At 21.9% G+C, this 18,321-nt stretch carries 17 protein-coding genes; 5 read left to right on the top strand and 12 right to left on the bottom strand.

Annotated elements, in window-relative coordinates; all coding sequences use genetic code 11:
• Positions 1–189: 189 nt before the first annotated feature.
• Positions 190–858, bottom strand: a complete 669-nt coding sequence (gene rnc / locus BGI41_RS01615) for a ribonuclease III (protein ID WP_088538503.1) — start codon at positions 856–858, stop codon at positions 190–192.
• Between the two features lie 641 nt (positions 859–1,499).
• Between rnc and BGI41_RS08530 the strand changes: the two genes are divergently transcribed.
• A complete protein-coding gene (locus BGI41_RS08530; RefSeq protein ID WP_233126294.1) occupies positions 1,500–1,781 on the top strand; it encodes a hypothetical protein in 282 nt (93 codons plus the stop codon).
• On the top strand, positions 1,768–1,962 hold the full coding sequence (locus tag BGI41_RS08525) for a hypothetical protein (protein WP_233126293.1): 195 nt from the start codon (positions 1,768–1,770) through the stop codon (positions 1,960–1,962). The genes BGI41_RS08530 and BGI41_RS08525 overlap by 14 nt, the downstream gene beginning before the upstream one ends.
• A 504-nt stretch (positions 1,963–2,466) precedes the next feature.
• On the opposite strand, the gene BGI41_RS01605 is transcribed toward BGI41_RS08525, so the two are convergent.
• The 6 genes from BGI41_RS01605 to BGI41_RS01580 all read right to left on the bottom strand — a co-directional run bounded on the left by BGI41_RS01605 (position 2,467) and on the right by BGI41_RS01580 (position 7,932).
• On the bottom strand, positions 2,467–2,919 hold the full coding sequence (locus BGI41_RS01605; RefSeq protein WP_088538502.1) for a hypothetical protein: 453 nt from the start codon (positions 2,917–2,919) through the stop codon (positions 2,467–2,469).
• A 12-nt stretch (positions 2,920–2,931) separates the two neighbouring features.
• A complete protein-coding gene (locus BGI41_RS01600) occupies positions 2,932–3,300 on the bottom strand; it encodes a hypothetical protein (protein ID WP_088538501.1) in 369 nt (122 codons plus the stop codon).
• Positions 3,301–3,322: 22 nt separating this feature from the next.
• Positions 3,323–3,613, bottom strand: a complete 291-nt coding sequence (locus BGI41_RS01595; RefSeq protein ID WP_088538500.1) for a zinc ribbon domain-containing protein — start codon at positions 3,611–3,613, stop codon at positions 3,323–3,325.
• A gap of 507 nt (positions 3,614–4,120) precedes the next feature.
• The gene (locus BGI41_RS01590; RefSeq protein ID WP_158211956.1) at positions 4,121–6,922 is read right to left on the bottom strand and encodes a right-handed parallel beta-helix repeat-containing protein; all 2,802 of its coding nucleotides are present in this window, start codon (positions 6,920–6,922) and stop codon (positions 4,121–4,123) included.
• A 480-nt stretch (positions 6,923–7,402) separates the two neighbouring features.
• Positions 7,403–7,591: a 50S ribosomal protein L37e gene (locus BGI41_RS01585; RefSeq protein ID WP_198016046.1), complete on the bottom strand. Its 189-nt coding sequence runs from the start codon at positions 7,589–7,591 to the stop codon at positions 7,403–7,405.
• Between the two features lie 107 nt (positions 7,592–7,698).
• Entirely contained in the window at positions 7,699–7,932 is a 234-nt protein-coding gene (locus tag BGI41_RS01580; protein WP_042708585.1) for an LSm family protein, read from the bottom strand.
• 618 nt (positions 7,933–8,550) lie between these two features.
• On the opposite strand from BGI41_RS01580, the gene BGI41_RS01575 reads away from it, so the two are divergent.
• Positions 8,551–9,030, top strand: coding sequence for a DUF1947 domain-containing protein (locus BGI41_RS01575; protein ID WP_088538498.1), 480 nt, complete (start codon positions 8,551–8,553; stop codon positions 9,028–9,030).
• A gap of 44 nt (positions 9,031–9,074) precedes the next feature.
• Positions 9,075–9,767 (top strand): 2-amino-5-formylamino-6-ribosylaminopyrimidin-4(3H)-one 5'-monophosphate deformylase, encoded by a 693-nt coding sequence (arfB, locus tag BGI41_RS01570; RefSeq protein ID WP_088538497.1) that lies wholly within the window; start codon positions 9,075–9,077, stop codon positions 9,765–9,767.
• Positions 9,768–10,281: 514 nt separating this feature from the next.
• Here the strand turns inward: arfB and BGI41_RS01565 are convergent.
• Positions 10,282–10,731: a hypothetical protein gene (locus tag BGI41_RS01565; RefSeq protein ID WP_088538496.1), complete on the bottom strand. Its 450-nt coding sequence runs from the start codon at positions 10,729–10,731 to the stop codon at positions 10,282–10,284.
• Positions 10,732–10,800: 69 nt separating this feature from the next.
• Positions 10,801–11,226, bottom strand: coding sequence for a 1,4-beta-cellobiosidase (locus BGI41_RS01560; RefSeq protein ID WP_088538495.1), 426 nt, complete (start codon positions 11,224–11,226; stop codon positions 10,801–10,803).
• Positions 11,227–11,553: 327 nt separating this feature from the next.
• On the opposite strand from BGI41_RS01560, the gene BGI41_RS01555 reads away from it, so the two are divergent.
• Positions 11,554–12,150: a YigZ family protein gene (locus tag BGI41_RS01555; protein WP_088538494.1), complete on the top strand. Its 597-nt coding sequence runs from the start codon at positions 11,554–11,556 to the stop codon at positions 12,148–12,150.
• A 1,037-nt stretch (positions 12,151–13,187) separates the two neighbouring features.
• Here the strand turns inward: BGI41_RS01555 and BGI41_RS01550 are convergent.
• From BGI41_RS01550 to BGI41_RS01540, 3 genes are all read right to left on the bottom strand, one after another.
• Entirely contained in the window at positions 13,188–16,379 is a 3,192-nt protein-coding gene (locus BGI41_RS01550; RefSeq protein ID WP_088538493.1) for a DUF5814 domain-containing protein, read from the bottom strand.
• Positions 16,380–16,801: 422 nt separating this feature from the next.
• A complete protein-coding gene (gene trxB, locus BGI41_RS01545; RefSeq protein WP_088538492.1) occupies positions 16,802–17,713 on the bottom strand; it encodes a thioredoxin-disulfide reductase in 912 nt (303 codons plus the stop codon).
• Positions 17,714–17,994: 281 nt separating this feature from the next.
• Positions 17,995–18,213: a hypothetical protein gene (locus BGI41_RS01540; RefSeq protein WP_088538491.1), complete on the bottom strand. Its 219-nt coding sequence runs from the start codon at positions 18,211–18,213 to the stop codon at positions 17,995–17,997.
• Between the last annotated feature and the right edge of the window lie 108 nt (positions 18,214–18,321).

Here is an 18,321-nt window from a genome sequence, read left to right as displayed (position 1 = left end):
ATTAAAAAATAAAATATAATACAAAAAATTAAAACTAAAAAAACTATTCTAAAATAAAAATTTACAATAATTCTTTAAAAAAAATAAAAAAATAGAAAAAAAAAATAAAACTTAAATTAAATCCCTAAAAACAATAATTAAAAAATAAAAAATTAATATTAATTAAAATATTAATTAAAAATTTTAAATTTAATTTATATGTAATTTTTGAATAGCCTGTTGAGCAGCTAATTGTTCCGCTTCTTTCTTGTTTTTACCTTTACCTTGTCCACAAGGTTCACCATCAACAAGTATTCTTATGACAAATGTTTTATCATGAGGAACACCGTACTCTTCAACAGTTTCATAATCTACATTAACTTCTGTAGCATCACCATATTCTTTAACAACAGATTTATAATCATAAAAGAATATTTTATTTTCATCAATATATTGAAAAATATTATTAGCTAAATATTCTCTAGCTTTATTCATACCTTGATCAATATAAATAGCACCTAAAAAAGATTCAAAGATATCTGCAGAAATTGATAAAATTTCATTATGAGTTATGTTATGTTCTTCATCATTAACTTTAATATGTTTATCTAAACCTAACTGTTTAGAATAATAAATTAATGCAGATTGACATACATAATTTGCCCTAATTTTTGTTAAATTACCCTCTTCTAATTTAGGACATTTGTTAAATATATAATCAGAAACGATTAAATTTAAAACAGAATCCCCTAAAAATTCTAATCGCTCATAATCATATTCAAGATCATGAGATGTAGAATAAGAACCATGGACGAACGCTATTTCAAAAATATTTATATTATTTGGAACAATATCAAATTTTTCTAATAATTCTTCCATCGTATCACGTTTTAAAAAATTTAGAATTATATTAATTAAACCTGATATTGTTTAATTAATGTAATTCAGTTTAATATAAGTTTATAATTATATTTAAAACTTGCTTTAATCTTATTTTAAAATAAAAATAAATGTAATATATTTTTTACAAAATTTATTTTTAATAAATAAAACTTTAATAAAAATAAAGCAAATTAAATCTTATTTAAACTAAATAAAACAGCTAAATATTAAGTTTAAATTAAAAAATCATGATAAATTTAATTTAAAACAATAAATTATACTTGATTTTAATAAAAAACAAAATAAAAAATATTCATAGAATTTAAAGCACATAGTAATAAAAATTTTAAAATATAATAATACTTTTTATAATTAAAAATAAAATTAATGAACTTAGAAAAAATATCATTTTAAAATATAATAATACTTTTCATATGCTCTCTTGGATAATACAATTATTATATATTAACTAATTTTATAATGTAATTGGTAATTCACATGTTTTCAAAATAGGAAAACACTATAATTTTTGTGAAAAATTATTTCACTTAAATTTTTTATTAAATAATTAAAATTTATTAGTTATTTAAAGAATTATTAAATTGATTTTCAATATAAATAAGGATAAAGTGTAAATTATGATGCTAAACTGGTGTAAAGAACTTACAAATTTAGATCCATCAATAAGTTTTAGAAAAACTGGTGGATGGTTAAAAAATGTAAGTGGCTTAGATAAAACCGTAACAAATGGTTACTCTATTGAAGGTAACTTTGTAAAAGCTGGTGATTATACTGAAGAATTAGCTAATGGACTTTATCTTGATTGTAATAAAGAAGGTAAAAAATCTAAACCAAAATCAGACTATCGTCTCATAAAAGTAGATAATGGAAGTTTAAAACTTATTGATGCAGTCTTTTGATGGTAAGAAAAATTGGGCTGTAGATTTATGGGACAGTATAGCAGAAGAATTAGATGAAAATTATATTGAAAATGAAGCAGACAATATTTTAGCTATGATACTAAATAAAACTGGAAAAAACATTGATCTTTTAAAGGAAGTAAATCAAAAATTAGATGATAAAATAATTGAATTTCAATAGATTTTAAGAAGTAAATCTAAAATATTTAAAAAAATCAATACTCTTGACGAGATTGTAGTAAATTTATAATTAAATTTATATTCGTAAAATATATAAATATTGAAAATATAGTTTATATATTATTAATTAGCAATATAAGTAATATTCTCTATTTTTTTAAAAAACAACCCTTAGTTGATACTTTATTAATTTTAATACACTTGAAATATACCTCTTTTTATTAATAAATAAAAATTATATAATCAAGAAAGAAAATACACTTGAAACATACCTCTTTTTTAAAACAATAAAAATAAACAGATTAAAAAGATTCAATAAAATATATTTCAATAAAAAAAGACATTTTTGAAATATATAATTAAAATTTAGAAAAAGGATTTACTAAACACAAAAAATAGTTAAAAAAATAAATTTATTAAAAAATTAATAAACTTATTAAACAGATAATTTAAATTATTTAAATTAAAAATTAAAGAATCTTAAAAACTTTAATTAGAAATTAAATTATCTAAAGTATAAATACATAATAACTGGAATAAGTACAAATACTAAACCAAAAAATCCATTGTTCATACCAAAACTAGAAAAAATAGTACCTATAAATAGAACAAAAGCCATTGCAACAATAGTAACAATTATTCTAAAATCTCTACTAGATTTTAATTTATCTAAAAAAGTATCTGCTCTTTTAAATCTAATTTTTTCAGCTGCTTTTGATCCAGGTGCATATTTAAGAATTTCATCTTCAGTAAAAATATTCATTCTAGGTTCCATATCTTTTCTAGTTTTAGCATTATATAAACGTGTAATTTCAGCTTCTTTTAATTCTTTATCAAAATTACCTAACTCACCTAAAGAAAGATCAGGTAATTTAGACCCACAAGATAAACAAGTAGGAACACCATCAACTTCTACAATTTTAGTACTACCACAATTAGGACATTCAATATGACTCAAAAAACTCACCAATTATTCAGAATTTTCAATATCTTCAATATATTCTTTACTTCTTAATAATAAAACTAATAAAACTAAGAAGATAAACAATACAATAATTTCAATAACTAAACTTAAATTTAAAACAAATTTTGTAGAAAGTAAAATTATACTAACAATAAATTGAACTAATAAGTATGTATATAAAACAATCCTTGATGGATAAGTGTTAAAACTTTTTCCTTTACTTAAATAATTATTATTCCAAACAAGTGCAATTATAAAGTTTAAAACAGAGAAAGCATATAATAATCCTAAGTTTATGTTAATTGGAAACAATAAAAATATTATAGCAGTATATACTAAAAAGAATAAAGAAATAAGTATATTATTAGTTTTCATAAAAATTCCCCCTTAAATAGACCTATTTTAATTTAAACCCACAATTCATACAGAAATTATCATCTTTTGAAACTACAAAATCACAATTAGGACACTTAAGTTCTTCATCATCCTGGATTTTTACACCACAATTAGGACAGAAAATAGCACCTTCTTTTAATTTACAACCACAATTCATACCGAAATTACTTTTAAATGTACTTGTACCAACAGCAATATTTCTATTATTCTGCTGAGTTTGACTTTGTTGTGGAGTATTCTGTTGATTTTCTTGTTGAATAATATTTAAAATAAAAAATATATAATTTTTCATTTATAATATAACTTTTTAATGTTAAAATTATAATATCCATAAATAATCATTTAATAAAAATATAATATTATAATTTAATTTAAATTATATTTTTTCAAAATATCAAAGATATTAACCTTTTACTAAAATAATCAATTATAATCAAAAAACTTCAATCTTTACAGACATTAATTTTAGTATAAAATGTTACTTTTTATATATAATAAAATAATAAATTGAATTAAAATAAATAAAAATATTGTCTATCAGGATAAGTTATATACTCTTTTTATATATCCAGAAATAGATCATATTAAAATTAACTCAAAATGTCCATTTTAAGTGTAAAAAAATAGGATAAAAAATGAAATATTTTAAAAAAAAAGAAAAAATAAAAAAATTTATAAATAAAAATTTTACTCTTAATTTTTAAGCTTTATAATTAACATCATTTTCATCTAATTGTCTTTTAAAAAAGAAAGAAAAATAATAATATTCAAAAAGTAAAAAAAATAAAAAAAGGTAATTTTAATATTTACGTTTTAATAACGGAATTAATAATAATGCCATTAATAACAATAATATTGGATTACCTGTTTTTTCAATATCAATTTCTTTTACAACGTACTGTTTAACTTTTTTACCAGATTCTTCTTTATCATGTTTAACTTTATTAACAACTCTTGTAGTGTTATTGACAGTGGTATTTCCTGTTTCGTTACTACCTGCCATTATAATATTAGTAAAGTTTCCTACTTTGGTTGTTTTAAAGAAAACAGTAAAGTTAGCTGATTCACCTACTCCTAAAACTTTTTTGTAAATGAATTTATTTCCTGATTTAATCCAATCTGGACCTAAAAATGAATCATAAATAAGACCATCATAATCTTTTTCAACTACAAATACATTAGTAAGCCTATAATCTCCAGTATTACGTACAACAATTGTAAAACTAGTTTTTTGACCAACAAATACAGTTTTATTATTAGTTATTTTAACAACACTTAAATTAGGAGAAACTACTTTTGTTGTATTTGTACTATTAAATAATGTAATATTATCAAATCCAGAACTAACATTGTTTGTTAATGTTCCATTTTGAATTGCTTTAAATAAAACAATTATAGATACAGTTTGACCTGCATTTAATGGGTTGTTTAAAATCCATTTATTATGTGCAGCATCATAAGTCCAATTACCTGCTACATTCCTCCAACCTTGATATACAAGACCATTACTATAATCATTATCCTGGATAAATGCATTATGAATAGTTTCATTACCAGTATTAGTTAAAGAAATTTTAAACTCAACAGTATTATTAACTTTTGTAGTTTTATTTAATGTTTCTTTAGTAAGATTTTCAGTGATATCAGCATATCTAAATTTAAATAATACTAAATTTTGCCATAATGCTGGTGTTATTAATGATGAAAAATTATAAAAGATTATTGATCCATTATTTAAACGTTTAGAAGCATTTACATTAGGAATCCTTAATCCAGAATCATATAACTCTAATACTTTTTTAACAATTGGATCATTACTGTTTCTGAAATCATAATCAGTAAAAATCCAGACAGCATGAGTTAAATTTGTATTATTTATATCTTCTTCTTTATTTACAAATGTATAAATTAATATTTTAAGATATTCACTAATATCTTCACCATTAAGACTATTTCTTAAAAGTTTAAGACTATCATCACGTATACCATCTAATGCACCACCCAAATATCTTTCAGTACAGAACCCATAAAAATCTCCAGTTACTGTATAAGTGTAGTTATAATTATTAATGGTTTCTAATCTTTTATCTAATAAATTATTTACAACATCATTTGGATTAATACTACAGTTATTTAATGTTACTTTATTAATTGCATATACTGAGTTTCCTTTTACTTTAGCAGAGTTATTTTTAAATGTAGAATTATTAATAGTTGAGTTAATTACATACATAGCCCCACCAAATATTGCAGAATTATCTTCAAAGGTTGAGTTAACTATTGTAGCATTACATACGCTTATTGCACCACCACTAATCATAGCAGAATTGTTTTTAAAAACAGAATTAGAAATAGTATTATTCAAATTCATGCCAAAATCATTAATTGCTCCACCAGTATATTTTGTAGCAGAGTTATTAATAAATCTACAATTATCAACTAAGGTATTATTAGAATCAAAAAGAATAGCTCCAGCATTATAAGCAGAATTATTATTTAAAACAGAATTATTAAGAACACCATTAGTACCATCCCATCTTACAGCACCACCATAATAGCCTGCAGAATTATTATTTAAAACAGAATTATTAAGAACACCATTAGTACCATCCCATCTTACAGCACCACCATAATAGCCTGCAGAATTATTATTTAAAACAGAATTATTAAGAACACCATTAGTACCATCCCATCTTACAGCACCACCATAATAGCCTGCAGAATTATTATAAAATGAAGCGTTTTTTAAAATACCGTCTGTACCTTGCCATTCTATAGCACCACCTTCTTTATCTGCAATATTATTGTTAAAAGAAGAATTTGTGATGGTTACATTTTGGGTATAAACAAAAACAGCACCACCATATGAAGCATTATTGTTGATGAAATTAGAGTCTTTTAAAATTGTATTTTTTGAATAAATACAAACAGCTCCACCTCTATCTGCAAAATTTTTTATGAATGTAGAATTTTTAATTAGAGAGCCAGCACCACTAATATAAATAGCCCCACCATTCATTTTACCTGTATTGTTTATAAAGAAACAATTAGAAATGGTACTGTTAACTCCACCAGAATATATTGCACCACCATAACAAGTAGCTGTATTATTTTCAAATTGACAATTTTTAATTTCTAAATTCTTAGATAATGAATACACAGCAGAACCACTACTGCGATTAACATATCCATTAATGAAGTTTATATTGTTTAAAATAACATTAGAAACAGTTCCTTTAATTGTTAAAATTTGGGATTGTTTATTTCCATCTAATGTAAAATTATTACCATTAATAGATAATGTTTTATTAATCATTATTGGACCAGAATCAGTTATATTATTATAAACATAATTCTTATCTAAAGTTATATTGGATCCTGCAGGTGCATTATTTATTATAGTTTGTAAATCAGTGAATGAACCGGAATTCGTATCACCAACCCTATTATTTAAATTATTAGATTGTGTAATTGTGTCGGAATCACTAATACTATTATTTTGAACTACATTAGTTGAATTATCAATTGCAGACACTGCAGATAACGATAATAATAAGATAATGAGCAATAATAACAATTTACTTATTCTTTTATATGACATAATTTTTTTCACCTCCATTTTTAAAAAAAAAAAAGTAATAGTTAAAAAAAATACTTTTTTTTAATAAAAATTGTTTAATTAAAATAAAATATAAAAATCAATTAAACAATATAATATATATATATATATATATATATTATGTAACTTTTTAATGTTAAAACTATAATTTTAATAAATAACCTTTTAATAAAAATATAATATTATATTAATAAATTAATCCATTTTAAATCAGTAAAATTTCAATTTTTACAAAATACATATAAAATTAAAAATATTCAAAAATGAATCATATTAAAATTAACTAAAAAGGTTAATTTCAAATGTAAATAATATAATAAAAATCCAATAGGATTAAAATAAAAAACTAAAACAAAAAAGAGAAAAAATAAACATAAAATAATAAAAATTCAATAAAAAACATACAAAAAGATATATTAACACAGTAATATAAAAATTTAAAAAAGATTAATAAATAAAAATCTATACTAATCTTTGACCAGTAACAGATTTTTTATTTTGCCAATTGTAACTTCTCATTTTTTTGGATTTACCGAAACCACAAGAAGCACAAACTCCTTTACGGACGTGGTAAGTATTTCTTCCACATCTTCTGCATCTTATATGGGTTTTTTTATTTTTTTTACCCATAGTAGGTGTACCTTTCACTATTATTCCCTCCTAATTTATATTCCTAAACAAAATGATAAAATAATAATTATAAAAATATCCATAGCATTAGCTAAGATATTTAAATAATAAAATATAAGTAATTCATTCTATGGGGAGATATATACAATATTGTCTCCTCTAATGAGAACAGTACCTAATCTTCTTTCAACTTCACCATCTTTTAATTCTTCAGCGTCATTAAGAACTAAATTCATATGTAAATCAAAACTTGTTAAAATACCTCTGAATTCCCTGTCTCCTTTAAGTTTTATTAAAACTGGAGAGTTAGTTGCTTTTCCTAATGCGTCAAGTGGTCTTTGAACATTTTGTTGTCCGCTCACAATAATCACCTATATTACAATATAATTAAAATTGACTTAAATTAAATCTAAATTATTATTAACATAAATTTTTAATAATTAATAATATATTTGTTTAATTAATAAAAAAGTCTTCTTACTAAAGTATATATTTTAATCCTTAATAAACTTAAGAAAAATATTTTATTATCAATAGTAAATATAACATTTTAAAATATGTCTAAACTAGTATATAAATGTTATATTAAAAAAATAAAAAAATTGTCTATTTTTATAATAATATTAAAAACTCATACATAAAAAAACTTTTGATTGAAAATAAATCTATCTAAAAAATAAGATTTAAGAAAAAAATTATTATTGAAATTAAAATTCAACAAATATTTGTTATAAATAAAACATTTACTTTTATACTAAATTAATAAGATCTATAAAATTTATGAATAAAATTTTTACTTTCAATAATAATAAAATTTATGACATATTAAAAATTACTAAAACCAAGACATATATTAAACTAAATAAAATAAAAATCAATCAAAATTGATAAAATAACTAGTTAAAATTAAGAATAAATGAAAAATAATATAATATATTAAGAAAGTATATAATATTATACTAAAAGTATAGGTGCTAAATTTGATAATAAAGAAAAGAAATTATCTAAAAAAGAAAAAAATTAAAGAAATTAAAAAAGAATTAGGACAATATGGTTCTTTAATTGATAATAAAGCCAACGTTGAAATTTTAGAAACAGATGAATATGATTATATTCTAGTAAATGGTGAACCTTACATTATTATGATTGATAATAAACCATATCCTACATTAAAATCAATTTTAGCAAACGATGATTTAGAAAATAAAACTGTTGTAGTAGATATGGGTGCTGTAAGATTCGTAACAAATGGAGCAGATATAATGAGTCCAGGTATTGTTGAAGCAGATGATGATATAGTTCCTGGAGATTTAGTTGTTATTGTTGATGTTAACAATAAAAAACCATTAGCTATTGGAGAAAGTTTAATTACAGGTCCTGAAATGGTAGAAGCATCTAAGGGAAAAGCAATTAAATCATTACATTATGTTGGGGATGAAATTTGGAATTTAGAAATATAATCCTAAAATATATCTAAAATACTTAATTAAAAGAAGGTTGAAACATGGTTGAACTAATATATAATGCTGGAAAAGTAATTAATGAAAAGGTACATGAAATAGGAGTTATTGCATTAGGTGCACACCTTGAAAACCACGGTCCAGCATTACCTATTGATACAGATGCAAAAATTGCATCATATGTAGCATTTAATGCTTCTGTTATAAGTGGTGCTAAATTTTTAGGTGTAATTTATCCATCATATGAACTTAAAGAAATAGATCATGGAATACATAACTCACTTCAAGAACTAGCAAATGAATTTATAAGACAATTAAACTCTGCAAAAGAATTCTTAAACATTAAAAAAGTAGTTATTGTTAATGGTCATGGTGGAAATATTCCAATACTTCAAGATATCACATACATAGAAAATAAAACTGGACTTGATATTGTATTTAATAATAAAATTATTGAAACTGAAGGACCACATGGTGGTAGTGGAGAATTATCCATGGGTGAAGTTATAGGAATTATTAATGAAGATGAAGTTAAAAATCAAGCAAATTTAAATTTATATGGAGAAGTAGGTTTATATAAATTTAAAGAAGCTAGAAAAAATGATCCTGCAATAGAAGAAGGAGCAAGAGATGTTGAAGAAAATGGAGTTTATGTAAATAAATTCTATGGAGAACAAATGCTAAACCTTGCAATAAATTCTGTATTATTAGATATTGAAAAATTCCTTGATTACTAAACTTTTTTTTTACTTTAGTAAATTTTTAATAATTTACTAAATATTTTATTATTATTTAAAAACTATTTTTGTTTATATTTAGGATATAAAAAAAGGATAAATTTGATTCTAAATATACTTAAAATATTAAACTCAATTATAAAATTTAGATAAAAAAATACTAAATTTGATTCTAAATATACTTAAATGTAGATAAAAGAATATTAAACTTGATTATTATTAAAATATTTTAAAAATATTAAAAATTCAATCAAAATACTAATTTTAAATCTTATAAAATATAATTTAATCAAAACTATTTTTAATATAATTTAAGAAAATTATGATTTAAAAAATTAATAATGAATTAAATATTCATATAAAATAATTTTAATAAAAAAATAGTTAAAAATTAATAAAAAATAATTTTACAAAATAAAATAGCTAAAAAACAAGTCTAGTAAAAAAATAAAAAATAGCTACAAAATATAAAATTAAGTTAAAAAAAATAGCTAAAATAAAAAAAATAAAATATTTACATTTCAATGAAAATGTAAATAGTTAAAATAATCAAAATTACTAAAATTATGCTTAATACTGCAATAATCTGATTTTGATACTTAGAGATAGTATCTTGTTCAATTTCTGATTCTTCATCCTCAAAATCTTTAGCTAAATCATCAATATTAAAATTATTTACACTTTTAGAATCATTAGCCCTATATAAAGATTTATCCTCTTCAAAACTTTCTTTAATTGGTTTTTCAGATGCATTTTCATCTTCAAATTTATTTACATCATCTAATTTAACAGATTGTGCAGAAACTTCAGGTTTAACATTAGAAGGCTCAGATTTAGATACATTTTTATTAGAATTAACTTTATTAACATTTCTTAAAACTTTTTGATACCTATTATAAAGTTCCTTATATTTATCATCAGATATTAAACCTGCTTCATAATCTTCTTGTAAAGATTTAATCATATCTTCAATATCTTTTTTATCAGGAATAATTACACCTCCTAAATATATTCTCCAAAATATTTATTATACTTAAGACTGATCAGGTGAACCTGCACCCATATGACTATTACTAGAATCATCACTAGATTGACCAGTTTGAGAACCTGGATTATCATTAGAACCAGAATCATTATGGGAATCAGAACTTGAACCAGAATCATGAGAACTAGAACCTGAATTAGAATCAGATGACTGACTACTACTAGAACTACTACTTGATCCAGAATCAGAAGGAGCTGAATAACTAGAATCACTAGAACTATCTTGACTTACAGTATCAAATAAACCATCAGTAGAATTATTAGTAATATTATTCAATGTATCATTAGTATTATTTCCAAGATCAGGTAATTTTAAATCAATATGACCTGTCATCATGCCAGCAACATTACCTATACCACAAGCAACAATTGCAACAATAAATAAAACTAAAACAACTGCTTTTTTATCAGCCATAAAAAATTCTCCTAATAAATATTGTAAATTATCTATATTAGTATAAATATTTAAATTTTATATGAAATTTAAATAGAAATATTTTCTATAAGTATATTTTAACTAAATATAACTTAAATAATTATTTTTATTATAAAATATATAAATATATCTATAAATATATATTTTAAGAGGTTATAAGAAGTAAATTAAAAATTAAAGAAAATTAATATAAAACAATAAATAATATTATTAAAAATAAAACATAATATTATAAAATGATTAATATATAATATAATTAAAAAATCATACTATTTTTACCTTAATTTATATATAAAATTGATTAAAATGAAAACAATAAAAGAAAGTGTTGAATCTACAGTAAAAATTAAAAAATCTATATTTACTGCAAGATTATATCCTGTAAAAAACAAAAAAGAAGCTAAAAAGATAATAGAAGAAGTTTCAAATAAATACAGTGATGCAACACATAACTGTACAGCATATATTGTAAGTGATTCACAATCTTACGATGATGATGGAGAACCTAGCGGAACTGCAGGAAAACCTATGATAAATGTTCTTGAAAAAAACAATCTAGAAAATATTCTTGCAATAGTAACAAGATATTTTGGTGGAATAAAATTAGGTGCTGGAGGTCTTGTAAGAGCATACTCCCATTCAGTACTTGAAGCAATAAACCATGCAGAAATAGTTGAAATAAAAAAATTCAAAATATATGAATTTATATTTGACTATAAAGATATTAAAAATATTGAAGGAACACTTAGAAAATCAGATCTTAATATTATTAATAAAGAATATGATAGTAAAGTAAAATATTATATTGCATCAAATAATTTAAAACTTATTGAAAATATTAATGAGAAATTCCATAATAACTTAGAAATTAAAGAGCTAGGTATAGAATATTTAGAAGTATAAAATTTTATTTAATAACTAATTTTTATACTTTCTATATACTTAATTAATTTAAATAAATAGCTACAATAACTATTAGCTATAAACCTTAGATTTTAATAGCTAAACAATAAACTATTTTTAATATTAAATAGCTATATAATAATTTTAATACTCCACTTTTTTTAATAAAAAATTTAAATTCAAAAATAGTATATTAATTTAATAAAATTGTAATAAAGATTTAAATTCAAAAATAGTATAAAAAAAAATTTATCTTTAAGAATTAGTAGTTATCATCTTAAAGATAAAGTAAATATTATAATAAAAATTATCTTTAATTATATTAAATAATTCTAGAATTAATCTAAATAGTAGATTGACTAGATTTCACTATTTAAATATCTTAAAATCCTAAGAGAAAACTATATAAAATTTAATAAAAAATTAAAAAGCGTTTTTATCTATTTTTCTAAAAATAATTTTTAATAACTTAAATAATTACCATATAATAAACAGTTTAAACTACAATCAAATTAATTATAAACTTATACAATTTTTATAATCTACCCATTACTAGACTATGAAAAATCTTAAAAACTCTAAAAAGTACTTAATAACAAAATATAAATTCTAATCTAAAATTTAGATGATTAATTAATTTCTAGAATTACAAATATTATTATAAAAGTAACTTTTAATTTAATATTTCCAATACAATTAAATAATACGGATTGTTACTTAAAGCTATTTAAGTAAAATTTAATTTGTTTGGGCAATTGCATTATTAATTTATAATTTTAATTATTAAAATATTTTTTGTAAAAATTATATAATTATACAATAGAAAAATAGCAAATAATACACAAAAAGGAAAAATTTAATACAAAACTTAGAAAATATTCAAGATTTAATATATTTAAAGTAGAATAATAGTTTATATTATAATTAAAACATAAAAAACCATAAAAACAAGTAATAACCTAATATCCATACTAAAATATAAAAAAAGCAAAATAAGAAATAATAATTATAAACAAAAATATAAAAAATAAATATTATTATGATTTAAAATCTATAATAACATTTAAATTACCTTTTTTCATATCATTTATAACAGACTTATGTACATTGCTGTTTTTATCATGATTTTTATGTTTACTTTTAGAATTAGACTTTTTAGTATGTTTTTTATTAGAATGTTTACTTTTAGAGTTTGAGTCTAATTTTTTATTATGTTTATTATTTTTAGATTTTTTACTATTTTTATTATTAGAATACTTAGTTTTAGAATTTGAATTTGAGTTTTTATTATTAGAATTTTTACTATTATTAGAATGCTTATTAGAGTTTTTACTACTAGTTTTTTTACTTTTAGAATTTGAATTTTTACTAGATTTTTTAGAATTTATTTTAATATTTTTATCACTAGATTTATGTTTACTATCTTTTGATAAATTATGATTATGTTTATTATTTTTTCTAGATTTTTTATTGTTCTTTTTACTAGATTTAACTTTAATATGTTTATCTTTTTTAGAATTATGAGGATTTTCAATTTGACTTATAAGATATTCTGCTTGTTTATATAATTTATTCATATCAAATGCATATGCAACTCTTTTTACTGCATCTAAATTTTTAATATAATTATCTAACCATGAGAAAATATCTCCAGGATATATGTGGATTTGATAATTATTAAATAATGTTTTAGATATATTAATTGGATCTTCACCATTTAATCTTTCATTAATAATTAAATAAGATATACCTCTTTGTAGACAATCACAAAATGGTTTATCAATACAATCACATCTTAAGAAATCAACTTGAATTCTTATTAATGCATCTTGGAATTTACTATCTAACTTGTTTATAACATCACCTGAAGAGATAATATCTAAGGTAGATTCTGCAAATAATCTTGATGAAACATTCATTTTTAATTTATTTGCAATTTGATTATGTACAGATGGTGAAAGATAAGCATTACTAAATAATTCTAAATCCATAGCAATTGTTTTAACTTTAAGTTGATTAAGCTCTTTACGACTTATAGATTTAAATACATTATTTGTAACTTTCCTATTATTATCCTTTTTAACATTTTTAGACTTATTTTTAGATTTATGAACAAGATCATTATAATATTCACTTTGAGGATTTAGAATATTATTAATATTATTCATAATATAATCTGAATCTTTAAAGTAGTTAGAATTAAATATTGAATCTTTAATAAATTGAGCTTTTTCAATTGATAAAAAACTCATTGTTACAGCTCTACCATACCTAGTTGCTTTAAGCATTCCTTTATTATATTCAACAAATTTATTATCAATTAGATTATTTACAATATATGAAGTATCTGATGGAATTTCAGTATTTTCATAGAATTCTTCAAGATCTACTTTTGTATGAACAGCACCTGAAGATATATCTGCAAGTATTTGTTCTTTTAATTGTTCCTCATCATATACTATTTCAACATCTTCATTATCACTTTCAAGAAGATTTAAAGCCATAGCCTCTTCAGTATCATTATCAAATTCTTTACCAATTTCAGGTAAAAGATAAACTATTCCTCGATCATGATAAGATGGACGACCAGCACGTCCTAACATCTGTGAAAATTCATTAGGTCCAATCCATTTATTACCCATTAAAAGAGTATCAAATATTACTTGACTTGCAGGGAAATCAACACCTGCAGCAAGAGCAGCAGTTGTAACAACAGCCTCTAATTTACCTTCATCAAATCTTTTTTCAATTTTAGATTTTTTAGAGTAAGATAAACCTGCATGATATGCTGAAGCTTTAATACCTTTATCCATTAAAAAACTTGCAATTTTAGTTGTTTTACGTCTTGAATTAGTGAATATAATAGTTTGACCTTTATATCCTTTAGAAGATACATTATGAGTTTCTTGGATAATAAATTTTCTCATAAGTTCTCTTTTTTGAGATTCATTTCTTACAAAACTAATATGTCTTTCAAGAGGAACTGGCCTATTTTCATACTTAACAAGATTCATATTAAATTTATCAGCTAAATACTCTGGATTTTTAATAGTAGCTGAAAGACCAATAAGTTGTGCTCTAGGAAATATTGCCGATAACCTTTTAATTAAACCATTAAGACGAGTACCTCTATCTTCATCATCTAACATATGAATTTCATCAATTAAAACAACACCAAGATTATTTAAATCATCATAATTTCCACTTCTAATCATATAATCTAATGCTTCATATGTACCAACAACAATATCAGAATCATGTACATTTTTATCAGGAAGTCTTAACTCACCTTTAGCTTTTACACGATTTTTACCAACTTTAATAGAAACTTTAAGACCAAGACTTTTATATTTCTCTTTAAAATCCCTATATTTCTGGTTTGCAAGAGCAACAAGAGGTGTTAAAAATATAAATTTCTCACCATTTAAAGCCTTTGGAACACCTGCAAGTTCACCTATTAATGTTTTACCACTACTTGTTGCAGATACAGCAAGTATATTCTCATCTCTTAATAAACCTTCTTTAATTGCAAGTATTTGAACAGGTAAAAGTTTAACATTACCATGAGAAATAAGAATATCACGAAAATCCTTATTAATCTTAAGTCTTCTCATATCAATAAGTGGAATCTTTTTATTATTATCTACCTTAACCTTATCAAATAATGTTAAATCAGAATGACTTACTGGATCAAACTTAGGAGATAACATGTCCATAACAACTTCAAGACTTCCAGTTTTTTCAAGAATTCTCTTAAAATTCCTAAAAACCCTTTTATCATAACCTCTTAATTTAAGTTGCTCCTTAATAGTGTTTTCTGCACAATCCTTACATATTAATTGATTATGAAATTTATAGGAATACTCAGAATTAATAATAGTAATCTTATTTTCAAGAACACAATAATCACATATTCTTGTAAACCTATACTTAATATTTAAAGAATCTAAAAAGTTTTCAAAATCCTCATCATGATTAGCTAAAAAAACAATCTGACTTCTAAGTATTTTAATAGCTTCTTGGGGAGGATAAAATTTCTCATATAAAGAAGAGTTTTCTTCAATATTAAGATTAACAATGAACCTATTAAGTTCCATCTTACCTTTTTCATTAAGTTTAAATTTTAAAGTACCTAAAAAACTCGGTGTCCTCTGAGTATTTAAAGCACCTTTAGGTGAACCAATAGGATACATTTCCCATAACTTTTTCTTTTTCTTAAGAATTATCATTAATCTAATTTTAATCTTTAAAGTTTATAAAAATAATTGTTAAAAAATCATGATTTTTAAGAAAAAACCTAAAAAAACTTAAAAATTAGATAAATTAAAAAGCTTTAAAAAAAATTTTATAAAAAAAATCTTAAATTAGAATAAAAAATTAAAAACTAATTAAAAAATTAGAATAAAAATAAAAATACAGTAAAAAACTAAATAAAATGTTAAACTAGAATAAAAACTTAAAAATACAATGAAAAATTAACTAAATAAAATATTAAACCAGAATAAAAACTTAAAAATACAACAAAAAAATTAACTAAATAAAATATTAAACTAGAATAAAAACTTAAAAACTAATTAAAAATCATATAATAGAAAAAATAAGTAAAAAAAAACAAAGGAAAAAAATAGAACTTAATTAAAAAAATAAAGCTCTATGAATTTTTAATAATATCATCATATGCACTAATTGCAGCAACTGCACCTTCACCACAAGCAACAATCCACTGTTTTAATCCACCAGTAACATCACCTGCAGCATAAACACCTTCTAAACTTGTTCTTTGATATTTATCACATAATATACTTCCATCATCATCAAGTTTAAGATTTAATTTCTCTGCAATTAAATTTTGTGGAATATCACCTACTGCAATAAAAACACCATTAACTGAAATTTCAGATTCAGTACCATCTTTATTTAATAATTTAACATTATCTACTAATGGATCTCCTTCAATGGCCTCTACAGTAGTATTCCATATAATAGGAATTTTAGATTCTTTAAGTTTATCTTCAAGATATTTTTGACATCTTAATTGATCTCTTCTATGAACTAATGTAACATTACATCCAAGATCACTAAGATATAATGCATCAATTGCAGCAGTATTTCCACCACCTACAACAAGTATATCTTTTCCTTTAAAGAACATTCCATCACAAGTAGCACAATAAGATATACCTCTACCTAAATGTTGGTTTTCACCAGTAACATTAAGTTGCCTATGTTTTGAACCAGTTGTTAAAATTATTACCTTTGATGTATATTCTCCTTTTGAAGTTTTAACAATAAAAGATTTGTTTTCATTAAATACATCCAAGACCTCTTCAAACTCATGAATAGTTGCATACTTTTGTGTTTGTGACTTGGTATTTTCAATTAATTCTAATCCATTTGCCATTGAAAAACCAGGATAATTATCAATTACAGGAACTTCTCTAGCTTGACCACCTGCTAATCCTTTATCAAGAATTAAAGTTTTTAAATTTTGACGACCTGCATAGATTCCTGCTGTAAGACCTGCAGGACCTCCACCAACAATAATAACATCATAATTTTCCAATTTAATACCCCTAAAAATTTATAAATATAAAAATCATTTTATTTGTAATATTATATTTTAATTAATATAATATTTAAGAATTTTTAAAATATACTCACTTTAAAATTTAATACAAAAAATTATTAAAATAAGTCTAAAACTTAATGAATCTTAAAAAACTAAGACCAAAATAAGTCTAAAAATAAAAAAAGTTAAAGTAAAAAAAGTATAAACTAATAAAAATAAATAAAAAAGTTCAATAAGTTAATAAATAATTTAAATATAATATAAAAATTTATTAATTATCTTTCAGGCATTTGATAAGCTAAATAAGCTGCAAAAATACCTATAATAAACCATACCAATTCCGCAATCCATGCTGCAGTAATATAATATAATATTCCAAATATAATTATTGTTAAAACAAAAACTAAAAATCCGTTTTTACTATCACCTTGAATTAGCTGTCCCATTCCAGGTAAAAAGAATGAAATAATACCAGCTAATGCTTTACTAACCATTAAACTCCTCCAATTATATAAAAAAATTTGAAATTAAATTCTACTTCGTCTTTATATTAAAATTTATTTCTAATATAATATAAAGTTTTTCATAAATGTATATTATAA

Origin of the sequence: Methanobrevibacter sp. 87.7, from assembly GCF_002208625.1 — an archaeon.
Taxonomy (GTDB): Archaea; Methanobacteriota; Methanobacteria; order Methanobacteriales; family Methanobacteriaceae; genus Methanarmilla.
Note: the sequence above shows the minus strand (reverse complement) of the source record. Positions and strands in the feature narration are given on the sequence as shown.